Origin of the sequence: Aminomonas paucivorans DSM 12260 (assembly GCF_000165795.1) — a bacterium.
Lineage (GTDB): Bacteria > Synergistota > Synergistia > Synergistales > Synergistaceae > Aminomonas > Aminomonas paucivorans.
This window is the reverse complement of record NZ_CM001022.1, coordinates 1,958,902-1,979,875: the sequence shown is the minus strand read 5'-3', so window position 1 is coordinate 1,979,875 and position 20,974 is coordinate 1,958,902. Positions and strand designations below refer to the sequence as shown.

Sequence of the window (20,974 nt, the reverse complement as noted above, 5' to 3'; positions counted from 1 at the left end):
AGCATAGCACGTTTCCGGATGGGGACGGTTCTAGCGGCGAGTCCGGGCGGGCCGGGCGCCGTCCCGGCGGGGACGCGGGGGCAGGGCGTCCGCTTCCTGGGCGCCGTTCAGTCCCTCCCGGGCCAGACGCTCCCGGCGGCCCTCCAGCTGGGCGGCGGCGTGGGGGGACAGCTCCACGAAGGCGCAGTGGTCCCGGAGCCGGATGTTCCCCACGTCCTCCCGGCGAACCCCCAGACCCCGGCAGAGGGCGCCCAGAAGAGCTCCCACCTCCCAGCCGTCCTGGCGGCCCTGGGCGAACTTCATGGTCACCGCTCCGTCCAGGAGCTTGCGCAGGGGACGGTCGGAACCCCGTCCGGTGGGGCGAGGGTCGTAGCGCCGGTTCTGCTCCCGGGCCATCTCCGCCTCCACGTCCTCCCGGATGGCGTAGCCCCGGGCCTGGCTGCCGAAGGCCCGAGCCAAGAGCCCCGCGAGGAGTTCCTCCGTGTCCTCCCTCTGGAGGAGCTGCTGGGCCCATTCCCGGTAGGCTTCCTCGTCTTCGGGGCTTTCCAGGAGGGTCTTCTCGAACTCCGCCCGGGAAATGCCTTCCACCTCCGAGGCGTCCGGGGCGGGGAGCCACTCGATGTCCAGAGCGGTGTGGGACACCAGGCTCTTGAACTGCCGGGCCTCCCGGGCGGTGAGGAGGATCACGTTGCGCCCCTCGTGCCCCGCCCGGCCGGTGCGGCCGCTGCGGTGGATGAAGGTCTCCAGGCAGCCGGGCAGGCCGTACTGGATCACATGGGAGAGGCCGTCGATGTCCAGGCCCCGGGCGGCCACGTCCGTGGCCACCAGCAGGTCCACCCGACCGCGGCGGAAGGACTCCAGGGCGTTGTTCCGCTCCCTCTGGGTCATGTCCCCGTGGAGGGCCATGGCGCGGAAGCCCTCGTCCCCCAGACGCTCCGCCAGTTCCTGGGTCTCCATGCGGGTGGCGCAGAACAGCAGGGCCCGCTTGGGGTGCTCGCAGAGGAGCACGTTGGCCAGTCCCTCGAAGCGGCGGCGGGAAGGGATCACGTAGGCCCGCTGGGCGATGTCCTCGTGTCGGGCCGCGTCGGTGACCAGGGAGATCTTCCGGGGGGCGTTGAGGTACTTCCGGGCCAGAGTCACCACGTCCTCGGGCATGGTGGCGGAGAAGAGCCAGGTGCGCTCCACCGTCCCCAGGGCGCTCATGATGGACTCCAGTTCGTCCCGGAAGCCCAGGTCCAGCATGTGGTCCCCCTCGTCCAGGATGAGGCTTTGGATGCCCTCGGGCCGGAGGGTGCCCCGGCGCAGGTGGTCCAGCACCCGTCCCGGGGTGCCCACCACTACGGCGGCCCCGTCCCGGAGGGAACGGATCTGCCGGTCCATGTCCATGCCTCCCACCAGGCTGGCGGGGCGGATGCCCATCTCGCCGCCCACCCACTGGAACTCCCGGGCGGTCTGCTGGGCCAGCTCTCGGGTGGGGGAGAGCACCAGGACCTGGGGGGTCCGTTCGCCCCGTTCCATCCTCTGGAGCAGGGGCAGGGCGAAGGCAAGGGTCTTGCCGGAGCCGGTGCGGGCCTGGACGATCAGGTCCCCGTCCAGCAGGGTGTCGTCCTCAAGGATGCGGACCTGCACGGGCATGGGATTCTCGAAGCCCTTGCGCTCCAAGGCGCGGAGCAGCTCGGGCCGAAGGGAAAACTCATCGAATCGCGGGGTGGTCATGGATGTACCTCCTGAAGGTGTGGGTGTCTGCGGCACGGTTTCCGTCGTCCGCAGCGTCCCTCCTTCAGCGCCCCGGGCGGGGCGGGCTCGTCCTTCGGGACGGGCTCTCTTGAGCGGGCGATACGGAATCCCTGCGCGCCATCCGGTGGATGGCGCCTCGAGGCGGCACAAAAAAGGGGAGCGTCCTTCCTCAGGCACGCTCCCTCGAACCGCCCATCGAAGCTACCGAACCATTATGACGATTTTTCCCCGTCTGTCAACCGCCCTGAAAAAAGGACCAGAGCACTCCGATGCCCAATCCCACCGCCAGCAGCAGCGCCAGGACCAGGAACCGAGCCAGGGCGTGGAGGATTTTTCCCGCAGAGAGGCGGGGCAGGGAGAGGCGGGGAAGGCGACGCCCCATGCCTATCTCCTCTTCGGGGGAGGGAGAGGCCGCGGCCTCGGGCGTAGCCTCCGGTTCCGGGGCGGGGTCGTCCCGGCGTTCCGGCGCTTCCTCCCTGGGGCCCTCCTCGGGGGATTCGGGGACCTGCGGTTCTTCCCGGGGGAAGAGGGCCTCGTCCAGGAGGGACGCCTCGTCTTCCCTCGCCGGGGCCTCCGGTTCGGGGCCTGTCGGCTCGGGCGGCGCGGCCTCGGGGGGGAGAAGGGCGGTCTCGCCCTCGGGGCCCGAAGAGGGTTCGGGGAGATCGTCGGCAAGGGGCTCGTCTTCGGGAGAGCTTGGCAGATCGGGCTCCTCCCCCTCGGGGGGGGAAAGGGCATCCTCTTCCTGGTCCGAGGGCTCCTCCGGCTCCGGGGCGGGTGCCCCCTCGGGGGAAGAAACCTCCTGGGGGGACGGATCCTCCGGGAGGGAAGAGACGGAAGGCGTTTCGGTCAGAGGGGCAGGGGGGACCTCCTCCGGGTCGTGGGGGAGGGGGGCTGCGGCCTCCGGCGCCTCGGAGCGTCTGGGTGCCCCCTCCATGGAGGCCCCGCATCGGGAGCAGAAGCGGGCCAGTCCCTCGTTGGGGGTTCCGCAGCCCGGGCAGAGCTTGGGGTCCGGGTCCTGGAGGGCGGAGGCTTCGGGCGGGACGAGGGCGCCGCCGCAGAGGATGCAGAACCGGGCGTCGGGAGCGTTGGTGAAGCCGCACTGTTCGCAGATCATGCCTCATCCCTCCTGAGGGGCGTGGTGTTCCCATCCTACCACGTTGCCCCGTTCCCGGAGGGAGTCGTGGTACCCTGGTGCGGAACGGACGAAGGGAGGTCGCGATGTCATGGAGGAGAAGGGTCGGAAGGCCGCCCCCGCCCCGGGGAGCAAGGCCTGGGAGCGCTACGGGGACGATCCCCGCAGGGAGGCGGCGGTGGAGGGGCTGATGGACTTCGTCACCCGGTGCAAGACGGAGCGGGAGACGGTGCGGCACCTGGAAGGGCGGCTTCGGGAGGAGGGCTTCGGCCCCCTGGAGGCCCCGGGCCCCAAGGGGGTCTTCCTGAACTGGAAGGATCGGGCCCTGGCGGCCTACCGATCGGGGAGGAAGCCCCTGGGCGCGGGGGTTCGCCTGGTGGCGGCCCACGCCGACTCCCCGCGCATCGACCTGAAGCCCCGTCCCCTCTACGAGGACGGGGGGCTCCTGATGGGGGACGGGCACTACTACGGGGGGCTCAAGAAGTACCAGTGGGTGAACCTGCCCCTGGCGCTCCACGGGGAGGTGCACCGCACCGACGGCACGACGGTGCGACTGGCCCTGGGGGAGGACCCGTCAGATCCGGTGCTTCTGGTGCCCGACCTGGCCCCCCACCTGGACCGGGAGCAGGAGAACCGCAAGGCCAGCGAGACCGTGACGGGGGAGAACCTGGACGCCCTTCTGGGGCATCGTCCCCGGACGGGTGAGGAGAAGGACCCGGTGAAGGCGGCGGTGCTGGCCCTGCTGGAGGAGCGCTACGGCTTCGGGGAAGAAGACCTCACCTCCTCGGACCTGGCCCTGGTTCCCGCGGGGCCCGCCCGAAGGGTGGGGGTCGACGGGGCCCTGGTGGGGGCCTACGGCCTGGACGACCGGGTCTGCGTCTTCTGCGGTTTCGAGGCGTTCCTGGAGGCTCGGGACCTGCCCCGGGGGGCGGTCTTCCTGGCCCTGGACCGGGAGGAGATCGGCAGCGAGGGGGTGGGAGGCGCCCAGGGGGCCCTGCTGGAGCTGTTCCTGGGGGAGCTGCTCGGCCGGGAGGGGTGCGGTTCCGTCCTGGACCTGCGGCGGTGCCTCGCCGCCTCGGAGGCCCTGAGCGCCGACGTCACCGAGGGGGGCAACCCCCTGTACAAGGAGTCCTTCGATCCCCGGCAGACCCCCCGGCCCGGGGACGGCCCGGCGATGATGAAGGTCACCGGGCAGAGGGGAAAGTACGACGCCAGCGAGGCCCGGGGGGAGTTCGTCGCCCGGGTTCGCCGGGCACTGGAGGGGGAGAACGTGCCCTGGCAGACCGGGAGCCTGGGGCGGGTGGACAAGGGGGGCGGCGGCACCGTGGCCAAGTACCTGAGCCGCTCAGGCATGGACGTGCTGGACCTGGGGCCCGCGCTTCTGTCCATGCACGCCCCCTACGAGCTGGTGAGCACGGCGGACGTGCTGGCCTCCCGGGAGGCCTACCGGGCGTTCTACGAGGGGGACTGACCGTTCCCGGCCGCATCGAGGAGAGCCCCGCTCCCTCGGCGCGGCCTCGGGGGCTTGATCCCTACCAGCCGCCGCCTCCCCCGCCTCCTCCCCCGCCCCCGGAGGAGCCGCCGCTGAAGCCCGACTCGCTTCCCGGGGGCGTGGCGGCGGAGGCGATGTGGGAGGAGAGGCTGTCCCCCAGGGAGGAGGCGAACCGGTCCGGCCGGGTCGGGTCGAAGCTCCCCCCGGCGTACCAGAGGGGGGTGTACCCTCCGGGCTCCCGGGCGGCCCGGGCCAGCACGTCGGCGAACTGCTCCGACCAGTGCTGCTCCACGTCCAGGGCCAGGGCATAGGGGAGGAAGCGCTCGAAAAGCTCCGGGGTGCGCTCCGGCGGGTTGAGCAGGTTCATGCGGTCCTTCTCCGCCACGGAGAGGTACATGCGGAAGCCCTCCAGCTCGTCCAGGGCCTTCCTCCCCGCGACGCTGGGGGCCTTGAGGAGCCAGAAGAACAGGGCGTCGGCGGCTCCCAGGACCGTCGTCATCAGGGCGGCGGCGGGGGAGCCCTCCTCCGCCAGGAGGGCCAGGAGCACCAGGTCCGCCGCCAGGAACGCCGGGACGGCGAGGACCGCCCCCACCAGCCCCAGGAGGCGGGAGAGCCCCCTGCGGAGGCCCCGGCTTTCCCGAAAGCGTCTCCAGGCGGCGGGAACGTTGCGGATCAGCACCCCCGTCACCCCCAGGAGGGCCAGCGCCCCCACGCCCAGGGCGAGGGGGCCCGGATCGCCTCCCCCTTCCCCCATCAGGAGGGTTCCGGCGGCCAGCAGGGAGAGGGACGCCCCCAGGGCCCACCAGCCCCGATGGGAGGAGAAGAAGGTCCCCTCTGTGCCTCTCTTGAGGATCCGGCGGACCCCGTCTTGGGCTGCCCGGACCGTCTCGTCCTCCTCGTCCCCGAAGGTGAAGGCTCCCCGGTCCCCGGGGAAGAAGGACCGCACCAGGAGGGCCTCCTCCGGGGCCAGCCCCGGGAGGTTGCGGTTTCGCAGCTCCAGGCGGAAGGAGTCCTCCTCCTGGACCAGGGTCAGGGCTCCCTTCACCGCCCCGTGGATGAGGGCGCAGGCGAAGGTGCGGGAGTCGAACCCTCCCATGCGCCAGAGGGTTCGGCAGGCGGCGGGGGAGAAACCCTCGGGGGGGGCGAAGCGGGGGACCAGGGTGCCCTTCTTGGGGTCCCGCCCCACCTTCACCCAGGCCAGGACGAAGGCCAGCAAGGTGAGCCCTCCCAGGGCCCAGCCCGCCAGGATCAGCCCTCGTCCCTCCTCCGCCCCCGCCCGGGTCTCCTCCGTGGGGGCCACCACCCCTGCGGGCCACGAGGCCACCACCGTGAGCCCCTCGTGGGGCCCCAGGGGCCGGGTGGTCTCGAAGAAGGCGGAGCCGTCCCCGCCGATCCGCCAGATCGCACCGGAGCCCCGTTCCCCCTGGGCGCCCGTGAAGGCGGCCTGGCGGAGGAAGGGTGCCGTCCCCCCCTCCTTCCGGGGGAGGAGGATGCGACAGGTGGCCCGGTCGATGGGGAAGACCCAGCCGTTGCCCGTGACGTTCCAGTACAGCTCGTCGTGGCCCTCGAAGTGTCCCACCTGCCGGGCGGTGCGGTAGACGAGGGTGTAGGTGTGCACCCCCGGGACCACCGTCCGGTCCCGGCTTCCCGCGTAGAGGCGCACCCCGTTGTCCCGGTCCTCGGTGTGCCAGTCCTCGGGGTGCCCGTCCAGGAGGACCCGGAGCACGTCGAAGGGCACCCGGACCCTCTTCCCCTGGGCGTTCCGGTAGCGGGTGGGGAAGTCCCGGTAGATGCCCCGGCGGATCTGATCCCCCTCCGCCCGGACCTTCAGGGTCTCCGTCACCTCCAGGGAGGCGTCGGGGGCGACGCGCACCACGCTTTCGTAGCCCAGGATCCGCTCCTCCGCCCCCCCGGGGAGGGCCGAAAGGAGCAGGGTCAAGGTCAGGACCAGGGCCGCAAAGGAAACGCGCCCCCCGAAGGAGGCGCGGCTTGGGGTGCGGTTCATGGGGTCAGAACGCCACCTTCGGGACGGCCCGCTCCGCCTCGTCCAGGTCGAAGAAGTCCATCTTGCCGTAGGAGAACGCCCGGGCCACCAGCAGGCTGGGGAAGGAGTCTACCAGGATGTTGTAATCCCGCACGGAGCCGTTGTAGTAGCGCCGGGCCATCTGGATCTGCTCCTCCAGCTCCGCCAGGTTGCGCTGGAGGTCCTGGAAGTTCTCCGTGGCCCGCAGCTCCGGGTAGGCTTCCGCCACCGCGAAGACGCTGCGCAGGGACTGGGTGAAGGCGTTCTCCACCGCCGCCTTGGCCGAAGGGGTGGTGGCGGAGAGGGATTCGCTCCGCAGCTTCGCCACGTCCTCGAAGATCTGCTTCTCGTGGGCCGCGTAGCCCTTGACGGACTCCATCAGGTTGGGCACCAGGTCCCAGCGCCGCTTGAGCTGCACGTCCACGCCGCTCCAGGCCTCCTGGGCCAGGTTGCGCAGCCGGACGAAGCGGTTGTAGATGCCAAGGAACCACAGGGCGACGGCGGCGACGATGCCGAGCACGATCCATTTCATGGGTTCGGGCCTCCTCGTGGAGTGGGTGGATTCGACCGCAGCCTAACCATTTCCGGGGGCGTCGTCAATGTGCGGGGCCGCCCCCTCCGTGTCGGTCTCCTCCCTGGGCGTCCTTGCCTCCTCCTCGGGGGAGGGGGGCTGGAGGAGGGTCAGGAGGCGACCCTCCAGTGCGGGGAGGAAGGCCCCCGGGAGGGTCGGGTCGAAGTCCTCCCCCTCGTACCAGAAGGGGGCTTCGATCCGCCTTGCCACCTCCGGCGAGGGCGCAGGGGGGGCGAAGGACTCCCCCCAGGGACGCTCCGCGTCCAGGGCCAGGGCGTAGGGGAGGAAGCGCTCGTAGAGTTCCGGCGTGCGGGTCGGCGGCTTGTCCCGATCCCCCGGGCCACCCTTCCCGCAGGCGAGGTACAGACGGAACGCCTCGATCTGGCGGAGGATGCGCAGCCCCCTCCCGCCGGGGGTGGCCAGGAGCCTGCGGAAGACCGCGTCCAGCCCCCCCAGGAGGGCCACCGTTCCCGCCGCCGGCACCCCTGCTTCCTGGCTCAGGAGTCCTGCCCCCAGGACCTCCCCGACCACGAAGGGCAGGCTCAGGAGGGTGGTGGTCAGGGCCTGGAGGAGCCGGAGGGTGCGCCCCTCCGAGGCCCTCCACCAGAGGCTCCATCGGGACCGGACCTTCTGGAGCAGCCCCAGGACCCCCAGGGTCCAGGCCAGGAAGGCCGCCCCCAGGAGGGGGGCCCAGGGCGCCTCCGGGCGCCCCGCCGTCAGGACCCCCGCCGCCAGCAGGGAAAGGAGGACGCCCCCCCGCCACCACCCCCGGTTGGAGTCCCCCAGGAGGTCCTCCAGCCCCTTCTCCAGGGCCGCTCGCACCCGATCCCGGGCGTCCCGAAGGGCCGGTCCCCCCGGAGGACAGGCCCGGAAGACCTTGTCCGTCCCGGGGAAAAGGGACCGCAGCAGCCCCGTCTCCTCCGGGGCGAGGTTCTCCCATCCCTGGTCCCGCAGCTCCAGGACGTAGTCCTCCCCCTCCCGGCGGAGGTGCAGGGCACCCTTCACCGCCCCGTCCAGGAGGGCGCAGACGAAGGTCCTCCCGTCGAAATCCCTGCGGCGGAACAGGCGGCAGGCCGCCGGGGAGAAGTCCACCGGCGGGGCGAGGCGGGGCGTCAGGGATTCCGGGCGGGGAGGTCGGCCCACCCGGCTCCACACCCCCAGGAAGTACAAAAGTGTCAGAACGGAGAGGGCGCACCCCCCGAGGAACCAGCCGTGTCCTCTCCGGGTCTCCAGACGCTCCGCCGCCTCCTCCGAGGAGATCACCGTCCCCTTGGGCCAGGAGGCCGTCACCCTCAGGTCCTCCCGGGGCTGGAGGGTCCGGGTGGACTCGAAGGCGGCGCTGCCGTCGGCGTCCACCCGGTAGGAAACATCTCCCTCCCGATCCTCTCCCAGCCCCGTGGTGGCCGAGAGATCCAGAAACGGGGGGACCTCCCCGGAATCCTCGGGCAGGAGGACGCGGCAGGTGGCCCGTTCGACGGGGAGGGTCCAGCCGCACCCCGTGACGTTCCAGCGCAGCTCGTCCCGGTCCGGCCGGAAGGCGATCTGTCCCGCCGTGCGGTAGGAGATCAGGTAGGTGTGCACCCCCGGGGGGGCCGGGCGTCCCGGTTCCCCCAGGAAGAGCCGGACCGTCCCCCCCCGGCTTTCCGCACGCCAGGGCTCCTTCTCCCCATCCCGCAGCACCTCCAGCACCTCCAACCCCATCTCCGACGGCGGGGCGGCTGCCTCCCGGGAGGGGCTCGAGAAGACGCGGAGGAGCCCCCTGCGGGCTCCGTCCCCCTCCGCGACCAGACGCAGGTTTTCCGTGACCTTCAGGGTCCCGTCTTCGGCGACGCGCACCACGCTGTCGAAGGCCAGGATGCGGTCGTCCCCCCGAGCGGAGCTGGGGAGAAAAAGCAGGGCCAGGCCCAGAAGACAGGGGGTCCAGAAGAGGAGGTGAGGCCGCACCCGATCCCTCATGACGCCTCGTGGGGCCTTCGGGAAGAGGCGAACCCTGGGGAGGATGGGGGAGCGGGGCAGGTCGGGACGGTGGGGTGGGTCATGGCGCGGGCCTCCTTGGGTTGATGGCTTGTCGCAGCACAGCCTAACGAAAGGCACCGGGCCCGTCAAACCCGCCGTGGACGCCTGGGGACGCTTTGTCCATAATCCGGGGGAAGGGGGGGAGCGCCCTTGGGGTGACCATGAAGGACGTGGCCCGGGTCGCGGGGGTGGACAAGGGCACGGTGAGCCGGGTGCTTCGGGGAGACCCGCGCATCTCCGACGCCACGGGACGACGGGTCTGGGAGGCCGCTCGGGAGCTGGGCTACCGCATGGACGTCACCGCCCGGGGGCTTTCCAGCGGGCGCACGGGCCTGGCGGGGGTCCTGGTGCCCTCCCTGGGGGAGTGGTGGGTGGGCCCGTTTCTGGAGGGAGCCCGTCGGAGCCTGGGATCTGCGGGGTGGGACCTGCTGCCCCTGGAATCGGGGCGGGATCCCCGGGGAGCCCTTCGGGGGGCGGAGCGCCTCGTCGCCCGAAGGGTGGAGGGGGTCCTGTGGGCGGAGGGGCGCATCCTGCCCCCGGAGGGGTTTTTCCTTCCCACGGTGCGCTGGGGGGCCGACGAGGGAGCCTGCCTGGGGCTGGACGCCCCGGGGGTGCTCCGGGGCGTCCGACGGGCCTTTCCGGGCCGACGTTTCCGTTACTGCGGGGGACCCGGCGCCCTGTTCCCCTTCCTCTCCCGGCTGGAGGAGGAGGGCGAGGGGCTTCCCCTGGCCCTGGTGGACGGAGCGCAGGCGCTGCCCCCCGGCCCTTCCCTCTGGTGCGGCGACGCCCGGATCGCCGCCCTCCTGGGGCTCTGCTGTCTTCCCTGGGGGGCCTTCGAGATCGGCGTCGCCGCGGGGCGGCTTCTGCAAAGACGCCTGCGGCATCCCGAAGCGCTCTTTCCCAAGCTGCGGTGGCTGGTGCACCCCCGGGATTCCCGAGGAGAACCCCTGCCCCGGGAGGAGAAGAGGAAACCATAGGGGATTTTGGTTTACTTGGTCATGTTTAGTGAACCCACGTTGACGTGCCGGCTCCGGGGTGGTATAAAGCCTCCGAGCCCCTTCGGGGGCCTCGAAGGAGGAAGACGCCATGAAGCCTGCGATCCGCTGCGGCCTGCGACGACGACGAACGGAACATCGAGATCAGCCTGGACGAGCCGGAAATGTGCCGGGGACGATGTTTCGGGAGGAGTGGAGGGGCATGATGCAGAACGGATGGAAAGGTACGGAAGAGGCTTCGGGAAACGGTCTCGTGGGAACGGCTTGGGGAAGCGGCTGGGAGAAAGACTCCCGGGGAGCCTGGTTCCTGCGGGGGGCGCAAGGACCGAAACCGCCCGTCGAGGCGGCGCCCCTTTCGGGAACGAGGTCCGGGACCTGGGGACGGAGTTGAATGGAGACTGCGGAGCCGACTTCGGTCGGCTCCGTTTTTTTATGCCTTTGCCTCAGGAAAAGACCCCGTGGGGGTGGGGCGCTGATTGGGACTCCATCAGGGAGCAGAACTGTCGGGCCAGCCGGGGGTCGAACTGCTTCCCCGCGCACCGGCGGATCTCCGACAGGGCCTCCTTGGGGGTGCGGGGGGTTCGGTAGACCCGCTGGGTGGTCATGGCGTCGTAGGAATCCGCCAGGGCGATGATCCGGGCCATGAGGGGGATGTCCTCCCCCCGAAGGCCGTCGGGGTAGCCGTTGCCGTCCCAGCGTTCGTGGTGGTGCCGTACCCCCGCCAGGCAGTTCTCCAGGAACCGGAGGTTCTGCAGCAGCTCCGCTCCCTTCTCCGCGTGGGTGCGCACCTGCTGGAACTCCTGGGGGTTCAGCCCCGCAGGCTTGAGCAGGAGGGTGTCGGCGATGCCGATCTTGCCGATGTCGTGGAGCAGCGCCGCGGTCTTCAGGTCCTGTACCTGAGGCCAGGGCAGCCCCAGATTTTCCCCCAGCTGCACCGCCAGTCCCGCCACCCGCTCCTGGTGCTGCCCCGTGTAGGGGTCCCGCAGCTCCACCGCCCGGGCCAGGCCCGTGAGGGCCTGGACGATGTGGGCCTGCTGCCCCTCGTGGTGCAGCAAGTTGTCCATCTCCTGGGAGGTCAGCTCCGCCAGGCCCTGGTAGAAGAGGGAGTCCTCCTCCGGGAAGGCGTTGGGGGTCGCGCTCTCCAGGTTCAGCACCCCCAGGGGCTTTCCCCAGTGGTACAGGGGCAGGGACAGCTGGCTTCGTGTGGTGTCGTTTCCGGGGAGGTAGAAGGGGCAGCTCTCCACGGTCCCCACGTTCTGGATCTCCCCGGTGCGGAAGGCTTGGGTGCACACGGAGGAGATCCCCGTCAGGGGAAGGACCTCCATGTCGTCGTAGAGATCCTGGGCTCGGGCCCAGCAGGCCCGGCGCACCAGGCGGTTCTGCCGGGGATCGTGGAGATACAGGTCCGCCCCCAGGAGGTCGAAGCGCTCTCCCAGGAAGGAGCCCAGGAGGCGGAACCACACCGACGGTTCCTGCCCCTCCCCCAGGATGCGGGCGGCCCGGAAGAGGGCGTCGATCTGTCGCTCCCGCCGGGTGATCTGCTCGTATTGATCCCGGAGGCTCTCCTCGTTGGCCCAGAGCTGCTGGACCAGGGAGACCAGGTTCTGGGTGTGGTCCACCAGCTCCACGGAAAGGAGGTGGAGCCGGGGGAAGGTGGGAGGGGCCGCGTCCAGGGGGGTCTGCGCCCAGGTCAGAAGCTCCTTGGTGGGGCGCACGATGCACCGGGAGCCCAGCAGGTAGAGGAGGGCTCCCGAGGGGACCCAGAGCCAGAGCAAACGCGGGTCCTGGGCGCGGAAAGCCGCCAGGGCAGGCAGCGCCGCGCCCAGGAAGCAGGCGAGCCACACCAGGGTCCAACACCCCCGAAGGGAGAGGAAGGGACCCCGGGAGAGGCTCACGGCTTGAGGTGTCCTCGGATCTCGTCCATGGAGACGCGGGTCAGCTCGTTCTTGGGGAGAGCCCGCAGGATGTCCCAGGACATGTCCAGGGAAAGGGAGATGTCCCGGTCCTCCTCCCTTCCCTGCTTCAGGAAGCGGGATTCGAAGAACCGGCCGAATTCCAGGGACATCTTGTCGTTCTTGGAGAGCTCGTCTTCCCCCACCACCCCCGCCAGGGAGCGGATGTCCTGCACCCGGCTGTAGGAGGCGAAGAGCTGGCTGGCCACGCCGGGGTGGTCGTCCCGGGTGTAGCCCTTGCCGATGCCGTCCTTCATGAGCCGGGAGAGGCTGGTGAGCACGTCGATGGGGGGGTAGATCCCCTTGGCGTCCAGCTCCCGGGAGAGGACGATCTGCCCCTCCGTGATGAACCCCGTCAGGTCCGGGATGGGGTGGGTGATGTCGTCGTTGGGCATGGTGAGGATGGGAAGCTGGGTCACGCTGCCCTTCAGGTCTCGCACCACCCCCGCCCGCTCGTAGAGGGAGGCCAGGTCGCTGTACATGTAGGCGGGGTAGCCCTTCCGGCTGGGCACCTCTCCCGCCGCCACTCCCAGTTCCCGCAGGGCTTCGCAGTAGTTGGTCATGTCGGTGATGATGACCAGCACGTGCATTCCCAGCTCGTAGGCCAGGTACTCCGCCGCGGTCAGGGCCATGCGGGGGGTGGCGATCCGCTCGATCACCGGGTCGTCCGCCAGGTTCAGGAAGGTGACGATGCTGTTGGTGCGTCCCTTCACCGAGAGTTCCTGGGTGAAGAAGGCCGCGTCGTCGTGTTTGATGCCGATGCCCGCGAAGCACACGGCGAAGTTCTCCGCCCCCACCAGGCGGGATTGGGTGGCGATCTGCACCGCCAGCTGGTTGTGAGGCAGCCCGTTGCCCGAGAAGATGGGCAGTTTCTGGCCCCGGATCAGGGTGGTGAGGGTGTCGATGGCGGAGATCCCCGTGTGGATGAAGTCCCGGGGGTACTTGCGGGCCATGGGGTTCAGGGGCAGGCCGTTGACGTTGACCCGCTTGCCCCCGTACACGGGGCCGCAGCCGTCCCGGGGTTCCCCCAGGCCCGTGAAGGTGCGCCCCAGGATGGAAGGGGCCAGGGGCATCTCCAGGGGCTTGCCCAGGAAGCGCAGCCGGGTGGTGGCGGGCACCAGGTCGCCCGTTCCCGCGAACACCTGGATGAGCACCGCCTTCTCCGTGAGGGAGACCACCCGTCCCCGGCGCAGGGTGCCGTCGGGGACCACCACGTCCACCAGGTCCCCGTACCCCACCCCCGGGACCGCCTCCACCAGCACGAAGGGCCCGTTGATCTGCTGGATGCCGCGAAATTCCGCTAGCGCCATGACGCATCTCCTCCCGCGTCGCCGGGTCGGGGCTCCCGGGTGGGAGTCCGCTCGGCCCCCACCCGGTCCAGGTGGGCGTCCAGTCTCTTGCGCAGGTCCTCGAAGGCTCCCTTGTCCTCCGCCTTCAGCTCCCGCAGGTGGGTGATGGCGTCCACGGGTTCCCCGTCCTTCAGGAGGGACAGGGGCACCCCTTTCTTCACCAGCCCCGCGGCCTTCTCGTGGAAGTGCAGGATCAGGTCCAGGATGGCGAAGCCCTTCTCCGGAGGGGAGTAGGAGTCCGGCCCGAAGGCGCTCTGCTGGAGGTAGCCGTTCTTCACCAGGAAGGCGGTGAAGGCCAGGAGGCGCTGGTCGTCCGGGAGCACGTCCTCCCCCACGAGGCGGATGATCTGCTGGATGCGCTCGTCCTCCGCCAGGATCTCTCGGGCCCGGTCCCGCAGGGAGCCCCATCGGGGGTCCACGTGGGAGGAGAACCAGTCCTCCACCTCCTGGGCGTACTCGCTGTAGGAGTCCAGCCAGGAGATGGCGGGGAAGTGCCGGGCGTTGGCCAGGTTCTTGTCCAGCCCCCAGAAGCAGCGGATGAACCGCTTGGTGTGTCGGGTGACGGGCTCCGTGAAGTCTCCCCCCGGGGGAGACACGGCGCCGATGATGGTGATGCTCCCCGTCTCCCCGCCCTGGGTGACCACCCGCCCCGCCCGCTCGTAGAACTCCGCCAGACGGGTGGGCAGGTACGCGGGGAAGCCCTCCTCCGCGGGGATCTCCTCCAGGCGACCGGAGATCTCCCGGAGGGCCTCCGCCCAGCGGCTGGTGGAGTCCGCCATGAGGGCCACGTCGTATCCCATGTCCCGGAAGTACTCCGCCAGGGTGATGCCCGTGTAGATGGAGGCCTCCCGGGCCGCCACGGGCATGTTGGAGGTGTTGGCGATGAGGATGGTGCGCTCCATGAGGGGACGCCCGGACCGGGGGTCCTCCAGCACCGGGAACTCCTCCAGCACGTCGGTCATCTCGTTGCCCCGCTCGCCGCAGCCGATGTACACCACCACCTGGGCCTCGCTCCACTTGGCCAGCTGGTGCTGGGTCACGGTCTTGCCGGTGCCGAAGCCTCCGGGGATGGCGGCGGCGCCCCCCTTGGCGATGGGGAAGAGGCCGTCGATGACCCGCTGTCCCGTCACCAGGGGCTCGTTGGGCAACAGCCGCTCCCGGTAGGGCCGGGGCAGCCGGACGGGCCACCGCTGCACCAGGGGGATGGGGGTCTCGTGGCCGAAGGGGTCCTTCACCCGGGCCACGATCCCGTCGCTGCGGAGGGCTCCCTGGGGGGCCATCTCCACGATCTCCCCCTCCACCCCGGGAGGGGTGAGGATGCGGTGGAGGAGAAGGGGGGTCTCCTGCACCGTGGCCAACAGGGAGCCCTGCGTGGCCATGTCTCCCACCTTGGCCACGGGCACCAGATCCCATTCCGTCGTCGGGTCCACCTGGGGCACGTTGAGTCCCGGGGCGATGTAGACCCCCTGGCGCTCCATGAGGGTCCCCAGGGGGCGGCCGATGCCGTCGAAGAAGCCTCCCACCAGGCCGGGGCCCAGGGACACGGAGAGGGACTCGTGGGAGCCCGTGACGGGTTCCCCGATCTGGAGACCCTGGGGGTTCCTCATCATCCCGTATGGGCTGCTTCCCGGGGCCCAGGAAACCGCAGTTGCATCTTAGCGTTGACCAGTAAATAGCTCAGAGCCGCATAGGTGGAGGTGCGGTAGCCTCGGGCTTTCGCCGAGGCGGCCTTGAAGAGGCTGTTGCGTCCCTCCAGGATGCCGTTGTCGATCCCGGTTCGGATGTGATTCAGGACCCCCTCCCAGTGATTCTTGATGGTTCGGGCCAGCTTCTTGACCGGTTCCAGGCGGCTGTGGCTGGCTCGCCAGTACCAGCGTTTCAGCCACACGGTCCCCCAGCGCGGGACCTTCTCGTAGAACTCCTGCAGGAGGAGCTTCAGGGCGTAGGCCCTTTGGGTCTTGCGGGTGTTCTTTGAGGCAAGCAGGGGCGGTGAGGGCTGCTTGCTGCTTGGGCGAGAGACTTTCGGGGTTGTAAAGCCAGAGGTAGCGGCTTCCCGTCAGTTCCTCGGCACCCCGGCGTTCCTCTCGGCGGACCTGGTCCACCGCTTCGTTCATCATTTTGATGACGTGGAATTTGTCGAAGGTCAGGCGGGCCTGGGGAAAGTTCTCCCCGATCCCCTGGATGAAGGCCTCGGACATGTCCAGGGTGAAGTCGGTGATGACGGAGGGGGCGACACCTCGTGAGGTCAGGTAGGCCGCAAACCGCGCCAGGACGGCCTTGCCCTTCCCCTCCGTGACCCAGATGGCGTGTCCCCGGTCCAGGTCCACGAAGGCGGTGACATACCTGTGCCCCCTGCGGTAGGAGGTTTCGTCCACCCCGACCCTGCGCAGCCCCGTAAGATCCTGGGTGGCCAAGAAGCGGTCCACGTGCCGGCGGATGATCCGCCAGAGTCGGGTGTCCGTCTCCCCCAGGACGCGGGAGATCTCCTTCACGGGAAGAAGGGGGGCCAGTTCCATCACGAAGGCTTCGAAGAGCAGGGTGAAGCCGCTCCGTTCCTCTCCCCAGGGGACGGCGATCTGGTGGACTCCATGTTCCGGACACTCCGTTCGGGGGACCCGGGCGTGAAGGTAGGTCTTGTGCTGGAAGAGGTTCAGGTGGCGCCAGGTGCGCTCCAGGCAGTCATGAACCGGATGGGAACCCCCGCACTTCGGGCAGGGGAATCGGGTGCCCTCCCGGAAGGAGACGTGCAGGTCCACCCGTCCCTCCAGGGGATCCCATTCGATGGACTGGATGAACCAGGGCTCTTCCAGGCCCAGAAAACCCAGGAAGAGCTGGTTCAAGTCCGTCACTTCCTTGCCGCTGCTCTTTCGCGCCTTGCGCATGAATCCGTCCTCCTGTGAGAGAACCATGAAGAGGCCTCATGAAATTTGAACTCTATGCTAGCACCAAACCCGTATCGCGCCAGCCCTCAAAGACCCTGTTCCGAGGGTGCCCATACGGGATGATGAGGAGCCGACCCTGGGTGTCCTCGTAGACCTGGATGGTGGCCTCGTCTTCCTCCATGCGGATGATCTCCCCCAGGAGGGTCCGGTGTCCCACCAGGACCATCTCCCGCATGGCGTATTCCCCCATGCCCCGCGCCCTGACCACCGGGCCGTTGATGGCCGTCAGGGATCCTTCCTTGCGCGTCCGTTCTCCGTTCACCGGGAGGTCCTCCTACAGAAGCGGCATGAGCCGCTCCGCCAGTTCGTCGGCCATCTCGCGGGCCCGCTGGTGCCAGTCCGCGTTCACCTGCCTCCTGCCGTCCTCGGAGGCCAGCCACACGCCACCCAGGACGGGGGCGGGGTTGGGGTCGAAGGTCAGCTCCAACCCCGGGCGCTCCGTCTTGACCATCCAGACCACCTGGTCTCCCAGGGCGGCGTCGGCGGCGGCCAGGCGGACCCGGTAGGTCCCCTCCTGACCCGCCGCAGCCACCCCCTCCAGCACCAGGCCCGCCAGGATCTGGGGGTAGTCGTCCCGGTCCCGGAGGCGCACCAGTTCGTCCTGGAGCATCCCCAGGGCCTCCCCCAGAAGGCGGTTCTGAAGCCGCAGGGTCTCCGTGGAGCGTTCCCGCTCCGCCGTGAGGATCTGGCGTCTCCGGATGTCCTCCGACCGGTTGCGGGCGTCCTGAAGCACCAGGTCCGTCTCCCGATCCAGCTTCTCCGACTCCTGGGCCGTCCAGGTGTCCGCCTCCTGCTTGGCCTCCCGAAGGAGCACCGACCGCTGTCCGTCCGCCCGGTCCAGGATGATGTCCCGCAGGGCGTTCAGTTTCTCGTTCTGGACGTCGCTCATTCCATCTTCACCCCAATGGCGTCCCGGACGTACCGGGTCAGGAAGTCCGGTCCCCGCAGCGTTCCGTGCCGGTCCGGAATCTCCACCACCAGCGGCAGCTCCCCCCGCTCCCGAAGCCTCTGCATCAGGTCGGGGACGAGCGCCGCAGCCTTTTCGGTCACCACCAGGATTCCCAGGTCCGGGAGGGCCAGGGCTTCCTCCATGGCCTGCCGAGTTCCCTCGGGGCCGTGGACCACCACTCCCTGGATCCCCGCCAGGCGCATCTCCACCTGGGTGTCGTGGTTGTCGCTCACCAGAAAGGCGTGCATGGCCCTCCCGTCTCGCCTAGAACTTGCCCAGGATCAGCAGGGAGACGATGACCCCGTAGATGGCGATCCCTTCCGCCAGCCCCAGGTAGATCAGGGTGCTTCCCAGCATTTCCGGCTTCTCTCCCACCAGTCCCAGGGCGGCGGATCCCACGCTGCTCACGGCGAAACCCGCCCCCAGGCAGGCCAGGCCCGTGGCCAGGCTGGCGGCCAGAAAGCCCAGCCCCGCTCCGGTGCTGGCGGTGGCCACGGCGGAAACTCCCTCCGCCGCCAGGGCGGGATGGCTGCCCAGGGCCACCAGGGCCCCCGCCACCAGAAGCAGAGCCGACCCCGACAGGCTGGAAAGGAGGATCCCCTTCGCCCGGGGAAGGCGCCTGTTTCGCAGCACCAAACCCGCGCCCACCAGACCCGCCACAGAAACCCCGCACAGTGCCAAACCCCACATGAACCTCAACTCCTTCGCCAGCAGATAGAAATGTGGATGCGATTGCCTCAAGTCCCGGCGTCGTCCCGTCCCCTCCGTCAGGAGGGGGTGGTCCGGGCCCGCTCGGGACGGTTCCAGCGGACGGGGTGGAAGGCCTTCCCTCCTCCCCGGTAGAACTTGCTGAAGAACTCGTAGTATTCCAGCCGGAGGGTCTGGATGAAGACGATGAGCCCCTCCAGGGCCACGATCACCGCGTTGCCCAGCACCAGGATGACCACTTTGAAGAAGAGGCCTCCCGGGAGTTCGTGGACCATCTCCGAGAGCATGAGCACCGCCAGGGACAGGCCCACGTGGTTCAGGGCGAAGGCGGCAAGGCGCACGAAGGACGCGGTGTTGCTCAGGAAGGAGAGCAGCCCGTGGAGCACCTCGAAGAAGTGGAGGAACCCCGGCTCCTCCTCCCCGGGAGCGCCCTTTTTCTGGTGCAGCAGCGTCCGGGCCAGCACGTCCCGGAGGAACATGATGGCCAGCAGGCCCACCAGGGCCGCCGAGACCGCCCAGCTGGGGAAGGGCAGGGAAATGCCCGCGAAGCCCGCGAACAGCGCCCCCGCGGCGGACCAGTAGAACACCAGTCCCGTCAGGCCGCCCCCGTCGAAGAGCAGCCTGCCGAAGTCCCCCTCCCGGTACCGGGCGACCATGTTGAGCACCATCCCCAGGCTGACCATCCCCACCCCCAGGCCGATGGAGATGCCCAGGAGCTTGCCCATGTCCTTCATGGGGGAGAGCCACAGGGCGGGGATCACGTCCTCCAGGCCGAAGACGCTGCCGTAGAGGAAGCCGAAGACCACGGACATGGTGCCCGCGGATTTCATCACCGTGGCCAGGGACTTCTTGAGGATGCGCTTCTTCTGGAGGAACAGGGCTCCCAGGATGAGGATCAGTCCGTGTCCCACGTCCCCGAACATGAAACCGAAGAAGAGGCAGAAGCTCAGGGCCACGAAGAAAGACGGGTCGATCTCCCCGTAGGAGGGGAGGCTGTAGAGCCCCACCACGTCCTGGAAGGCCCGCACCAGGGGCAGGTTGCGCAGCAGCGTGGGGACCCGGATGCCCGGGTAGGGCAGGGTGCCCGATTCTTCCACCATCAGGGAGCTTCGGGGGGCCTCCTTGCCCACCGTCTCCTTCACCGAATCCAGAGTGTCCGCGGGGATCCAGCCGGAGAGGACGAAGAGCCCGCTCACCTCTCCCCGACCCTTGCAGAGGTCGTAGACTCGCTGCATGGTGTAGACCCGGGAGAAGAGGGTCTCGTACTCCGTCCGGTGGTCCGAGAGCAGGTGTTTCCCCGCCCGGGTGAGGGCCTCCATGGCCTTGCGGTGTTGGGAGATGCGCGTCTCCAGGGTCCCCAAGGGATTTTTTGGGTCCAAGCGCTCCGCCACCCCTTGGAGGGAATATTCCCTGAAGTAGATGGTCTCCAGGAGTTTCTTCGTCCCCTCCAGGTAGCCCGGCACGGTGATCACCAGAGTCCAGGTGTTGCCCCCGCTGCTTCGAAGCGGGATCACCAGGAGGGGTGCCCCCTCGGCGGACTCCTCCAGACGCTTGTAGTTCTCGTCCGTGGTCCGGCCGAAGAAGATGGGGACGAACTCCGTCTCTGCCAGGTCCCGGGGCGATCGTCCCAGGTCGTTCAGGCAGGCCACGCAGATGCGGGTGGCCTCCAGCTCCTCCAGTTCCTCCGCCAGGAATTCCCGGCGTCGCTCCCAAAGCTCCAGCTTTCCCGCCGCCCCGTGCACCTCCCGGGAGAGGCGCTCCAGGGTGAAGGACTCGTCCAGGGGAACGGGGAAGGGGTCCGGGGCGGACTCCCCCGCGACCTTCCACACCGCCCCCAGCTTGAGGAGCAGGTCGTCGTAGGGGTTGCCCGTCTCGGTGCTTACCCGGGACCGGAGGTTGCGGTCGTTCAGGAGCAGGTCCAGGGGGAGGGGCTGGAACCCTCCCATGAGGACCATCTGCCGGGCCACCGCCTCCATCTCCTCGTTGGGGCCGATGAGGGTCAGGGCCATCATTTTGATCACTGCCATGGGTTGTCACCTCCGAAGAGGAGCGGCCGGGCCAGGTAGACCGCGGCGTGGCGCCGGTCGTAGTCGTACCGGACGTCTTCGATGATGGTGGTCAGGTCCTCGATCTCCAGCTCCCGGAGCATGAAGTAGCTCATGGCGGTGTGGAAGGCAGGGGGCCCCACCCGGTAGATCTCCCGGGCGGAGAGGAGGAGAAAGCGCTTGATGTCCCGTTCCACCACCAGTTCGTCCTGGGGGGCGGATTCGTGGAACACCCGCCCGTAGGGGGTCTGGGAGAGCAGCTCCAGGGCCTCCTCCAGGGTCTGGGCCCGGGTCATGGCCCGAAGCTGAGCCGGTCGGATGCGGTAGCGGCAGGGGAGGAGACGGTTCATCAGTTCCTCCGGGGCCATGCGGAAGAACCGCCTCCCCCGGTAGAGCCAGTAAAGGTTGATGAGGTCGATGCGGGCCCCGAAGAGGGGGAGGATGAGCCTCCGGTCCTCCGGGGCCAGGACCCAGAGGGCCTGGTGGATGTGAGACTCCGCCTCGATGTCCAGGGCCATCTCCAGGGCGAAGAGGTTGGATTCCCCGTCGATGAGGTGCTTCATGGGCTCCCGAATCACTCGGTAGTACCGGGTGCCCCGAAGGGTCTCCAGCAGCTCCGGGAAGTCCCGAGCGGAGAGGAGCAGATCCCCCGGCAGCTTGGAGTCCGGCACCTCCCAGAGGCGCCGGCGCAGCTCCTCCCGGTCCTGGCGCCCGGAGAGGATCCAGCGCAGCAGGCTTTTGAGGTTGTCCGCCTCGTGGCGCTCCACCCAGGCACGAAGGAAGGCGTCCCGGGGCCCGTTGAGGTAGTTCAGGAAGGCCGCCGCCTCGGTGAGGGGGATGGCCTTGATGAGGCCCTCCAGGTCGTAGCGGTGCACGTCCCGGGGAGGCAGGGTTTCCAGGTGGGCCTGGTATCCCGGGGCATGACGCAGCCGCTCCGCGATCTCCCCCACGCTCTCCGCGTGGAGGAGTTCCCAGACCGCTTCGTCCTTGAGAAGGCGACCGTAGAGGACGTGGGACTTGACCCCTACGGCGGTGCGTTCCCCCAGCGCGGTGTCGAACAAGA

17 protein-coding genes and 1 pseudogene are annotated in these 20,974 nt (G+C 69.4%); 2 read left to right on the top strand and 16 right to left on the bottom strand.

Annotation, left to right across the window (positions count from 1 at the left end; all coding sequences use genetic code 11):
- Nucleotides 1-30: 30 nt before the first annotated feature.
- Together APAU_RS09400 and APAU_RS09395 are read right to left on the bottom strand one after the other, a co-directional pair.
- A complete protein-coding gene (locus tag APAU_RS09400; protein ID WP_006301512.1) occupies nt 31-1,716 on the bottom strand; it encodes a DEAD/DEAH box helicase in 1,686 nt (561 codons plus the stop codon).
- A gap of 256 nt (nt 1,717-1,972) precedes the next feature.
- Entirely contained in the window at nt 1,973-2,851 is an 879-nt protein-coding gene (locus tag APAU_RS09395) for a zinc ribbon domain-containing protein (RefSeq protein ID WP_006301511.1), read from the bottom strand.
- A 109-nt stretch (nt 2,852-2,960) separates the two neighbouring features.
- Here APAU_RS09395 and APAU_RS09390 point away from each other — a divergent pair, with 109 nt between their 5' ends.
- Nucleotides 2,961-4,340 (top strand): zinc-binding metallopeptidase family protein, encoded by a 1,380-nt coding sequence (locus tag APAU_RS09390; protein ID WP_006301510.1) that lies wholly within the window; start codon nt 2,961-2,963, stop codon nt 4,338-4,340.
- A gap of 61 nt (nt 4,341-4,401) precedes the next feature.
- Here the strand turns inward: APAU_RS09390 and APAU_RS09385 are convergent, their stop codons facing one another.
- The 3 genes from APAU_RS09385 to APAU_RS09375 are packed head-to-tail and all read right to left on the bottom strand — an operon-like array spanning nt 4,402 to nt 8,911.
- On the bottom strand, nt 4,402-6,366 hold the full coding sequence (locus tag APAU_RS09385) for a DUF2207 domain-containing protein (protein ID WP_006301509.1): 1,965 nt from the start codon (nt 6,364-6,366) through the stop codon (nt 4,402-4,404).
- 4 nt (nt 6,367-6,370) lie between these two features.
- Complete coding sequence (locus APAU_RS09380; RefSeq protein ID WP_006301508.1) at nt 6,371-6,916, bottom strand: LemA family protein; 546 nt, start codon at nt 6,914-6,916, stop codon at nt 6,371-6,373.
- Nucleotides 6,917-6,958: 42 nt separating this feature from the next.
- Complete coding sequence (locus tag APAU_RS09375) at nt 6,959-8,911, bottom strand: DUF2207 domain-containing protein (RefSeq protein ID WP_006301507.1); 1,953 nt, start codon at nt 8,909-8,911, stop codon at nt 6,959-6,961.
- A 221-nt stretch (nt 8,912-9,132) separates the two neighbouring features.
- Between APAU_RS09375 and APAU_RS12665 the strand changes: the two genes are divergently transcribed.
- The gene (locus APAU_RS12665; RefSeq protein WP_050792503.1) at nt 9,133-9,948 is read left to right on the top strand and encodes a LacI family DNA-binding transcriptional regulator; all 816 of its coding nucleotides are present in this window, start codon (nt 9,133-9,135) and stop codon (nt 9,946-9,948) included.
- A 461-nt stretch (nt 9,949-10,409) separates the two neighbouring features.
- Here APAU_RS12665 and APAU_RS12660 read toward each other — a convergent pair whose 3' ends face one another.
- The 11 genes and pseudogenes from APAU_RS12660 to APAU_RS09320 all read right to left on the bottom strand — a co-directional run bounded on the left by APAU_RS12660 (nt 10,410) and on the right by APAU_RS09320 (nt 20,972).
- Nucleotides 10,410-11,861: an HD domain-containing phosphohydrolase gene (locus APAU_RS12660; protein ID WP_006301505.1), complete on the bottom strand. Its 1,452-nt coding sequence runs from the start codon at nt 11,859-11,861 to the stop codon at nt 10,410-10,412.
- Nucleotides 11,858-13,228, bottom strand: a complete 1,371-nt coding sequence (locus tag APAU_RS09360; RefSeq protein WP_006301504.1) for a V-type ATP synthase subunit B — start codon at nt 13,226-13,228, stop codon at nt 11,858-11,860. Before APAU_RS09360 ends, APAU_RS12660 begins: the two co-directional genes overlap by 4 nt.
- The gene (locus APAU_RS09355; RefSeq protein ID WP_232207730.1) at nt 13,219-14,874 is read right to left on the bottom strand and encodes a V-type ATP synthase subunit A; all 1,656 of its coding nucleotides are present in this window, start codon (nt 14,872-14,874) and stop codon (nt 13,219-13,221) included. Before APAU_RS09355 ends, APAU_RS09360 begins: the two co-directional genes overlap by 10 nt.
- On the bottom strand, nt 14,874-15,194 hold the full coding sequence (locus APAU_RS14695) for a transposase (protein ID WP_269490285.1): 321 nt from the start codon (nt 15,192-15,194) through the stop codon (nt 14,874-14,876). The genes APAU_RS09355 and APAU_RS14695 overlap by 1 nt, the downstream gene beginning before the upstream one ends.
- A 70-nt stretch (nt 15,195-15,264) precedes the next feature.
- Nucleotides 15,265-16,149, bottom strand: a pseudogene (locus APAU_RS09350) (ISL3 family transposase); the annotation flags it as partial.
- Nucleotides 16,150-16,201: 52 nt separating this feature from the next.
- On the bottom strand, nt 16,202-16,471 hold the full coding sequence (locus APAU_RS09345) for a hypothetical protein (RefSeq protein WP_040345050.1): 270 nt from the start codon (nt 16,469-16,471) through the stop codon (nt 16,202-16,204).
- A 12-nt stretch (nt 16,472-16,483) separates the two neighbouring features.
- The gene (locus APAU_RS09340) at nt 16,484-17,098 is read right to left on the bottom strand and encodes a V-type ATP synthase subunit E (protein ID WP_006301502.1); all 615 of its coding nucleotides are present in this window, start codon (nt 17,096-17,098) and stop codon (nt 16,484-16,486) included.
- The gene (locus APAU_RS09335) at nt 17,095-17,406 is read right to left on the bottom strand and encodes a V-type ATP synthase subunit F (protein ID WP_006301501.1); all 312 of its coding nucleotides are present in this window, start codon (nt 17,404-17,406) and stop codon (nt 17,095-17,097) included. The genes APAU_RS09340 and APAU_RS09335 overlap by 4 nt, the downstream gene beginning before the upstream one ends.
- Before the next feature lie 16 nt (nt 17,407-17,422).
- Nucleotides 17,423-17,848, bottom strand: a complete 426-nt coding sequence (locus tag APAU_RS09330; protein WP_006301500.1) for an ATP synthase subunit C — start codon at nt 17,846-17,848, stop codon at nt 17,423-17,425.
- Nucleotides 17,849-17,925: 77 nt separating this feature from the next.
- A complete protein-coding gene (locus tag APAU_RS09325) occupies nt 17,926-19,893 on the bottom strand; it encodes a V-type ATP synthase subunit I (RefSeq protein WP_006301499.1) in 1,968 nt (655 codons plus the stop codon).
- Complete coding sequence (locus APAU_RS09320) at nt 19,884-20,972, bottom strand: V-type ATPase subunit (RefSeq protein ID WP_006301498.1); 1,089 nt, start codon at nt 20,970-20,972, stop codon at nt 19,884-19,886. The genes APAU_RS09325 and APAU_RS09320 overlap by 10 nt, the downstream gene beginning before the upstream one ends.
- Between the last annotated feature and the right edge of the window lie 2 nt (nt 20,973-20,974).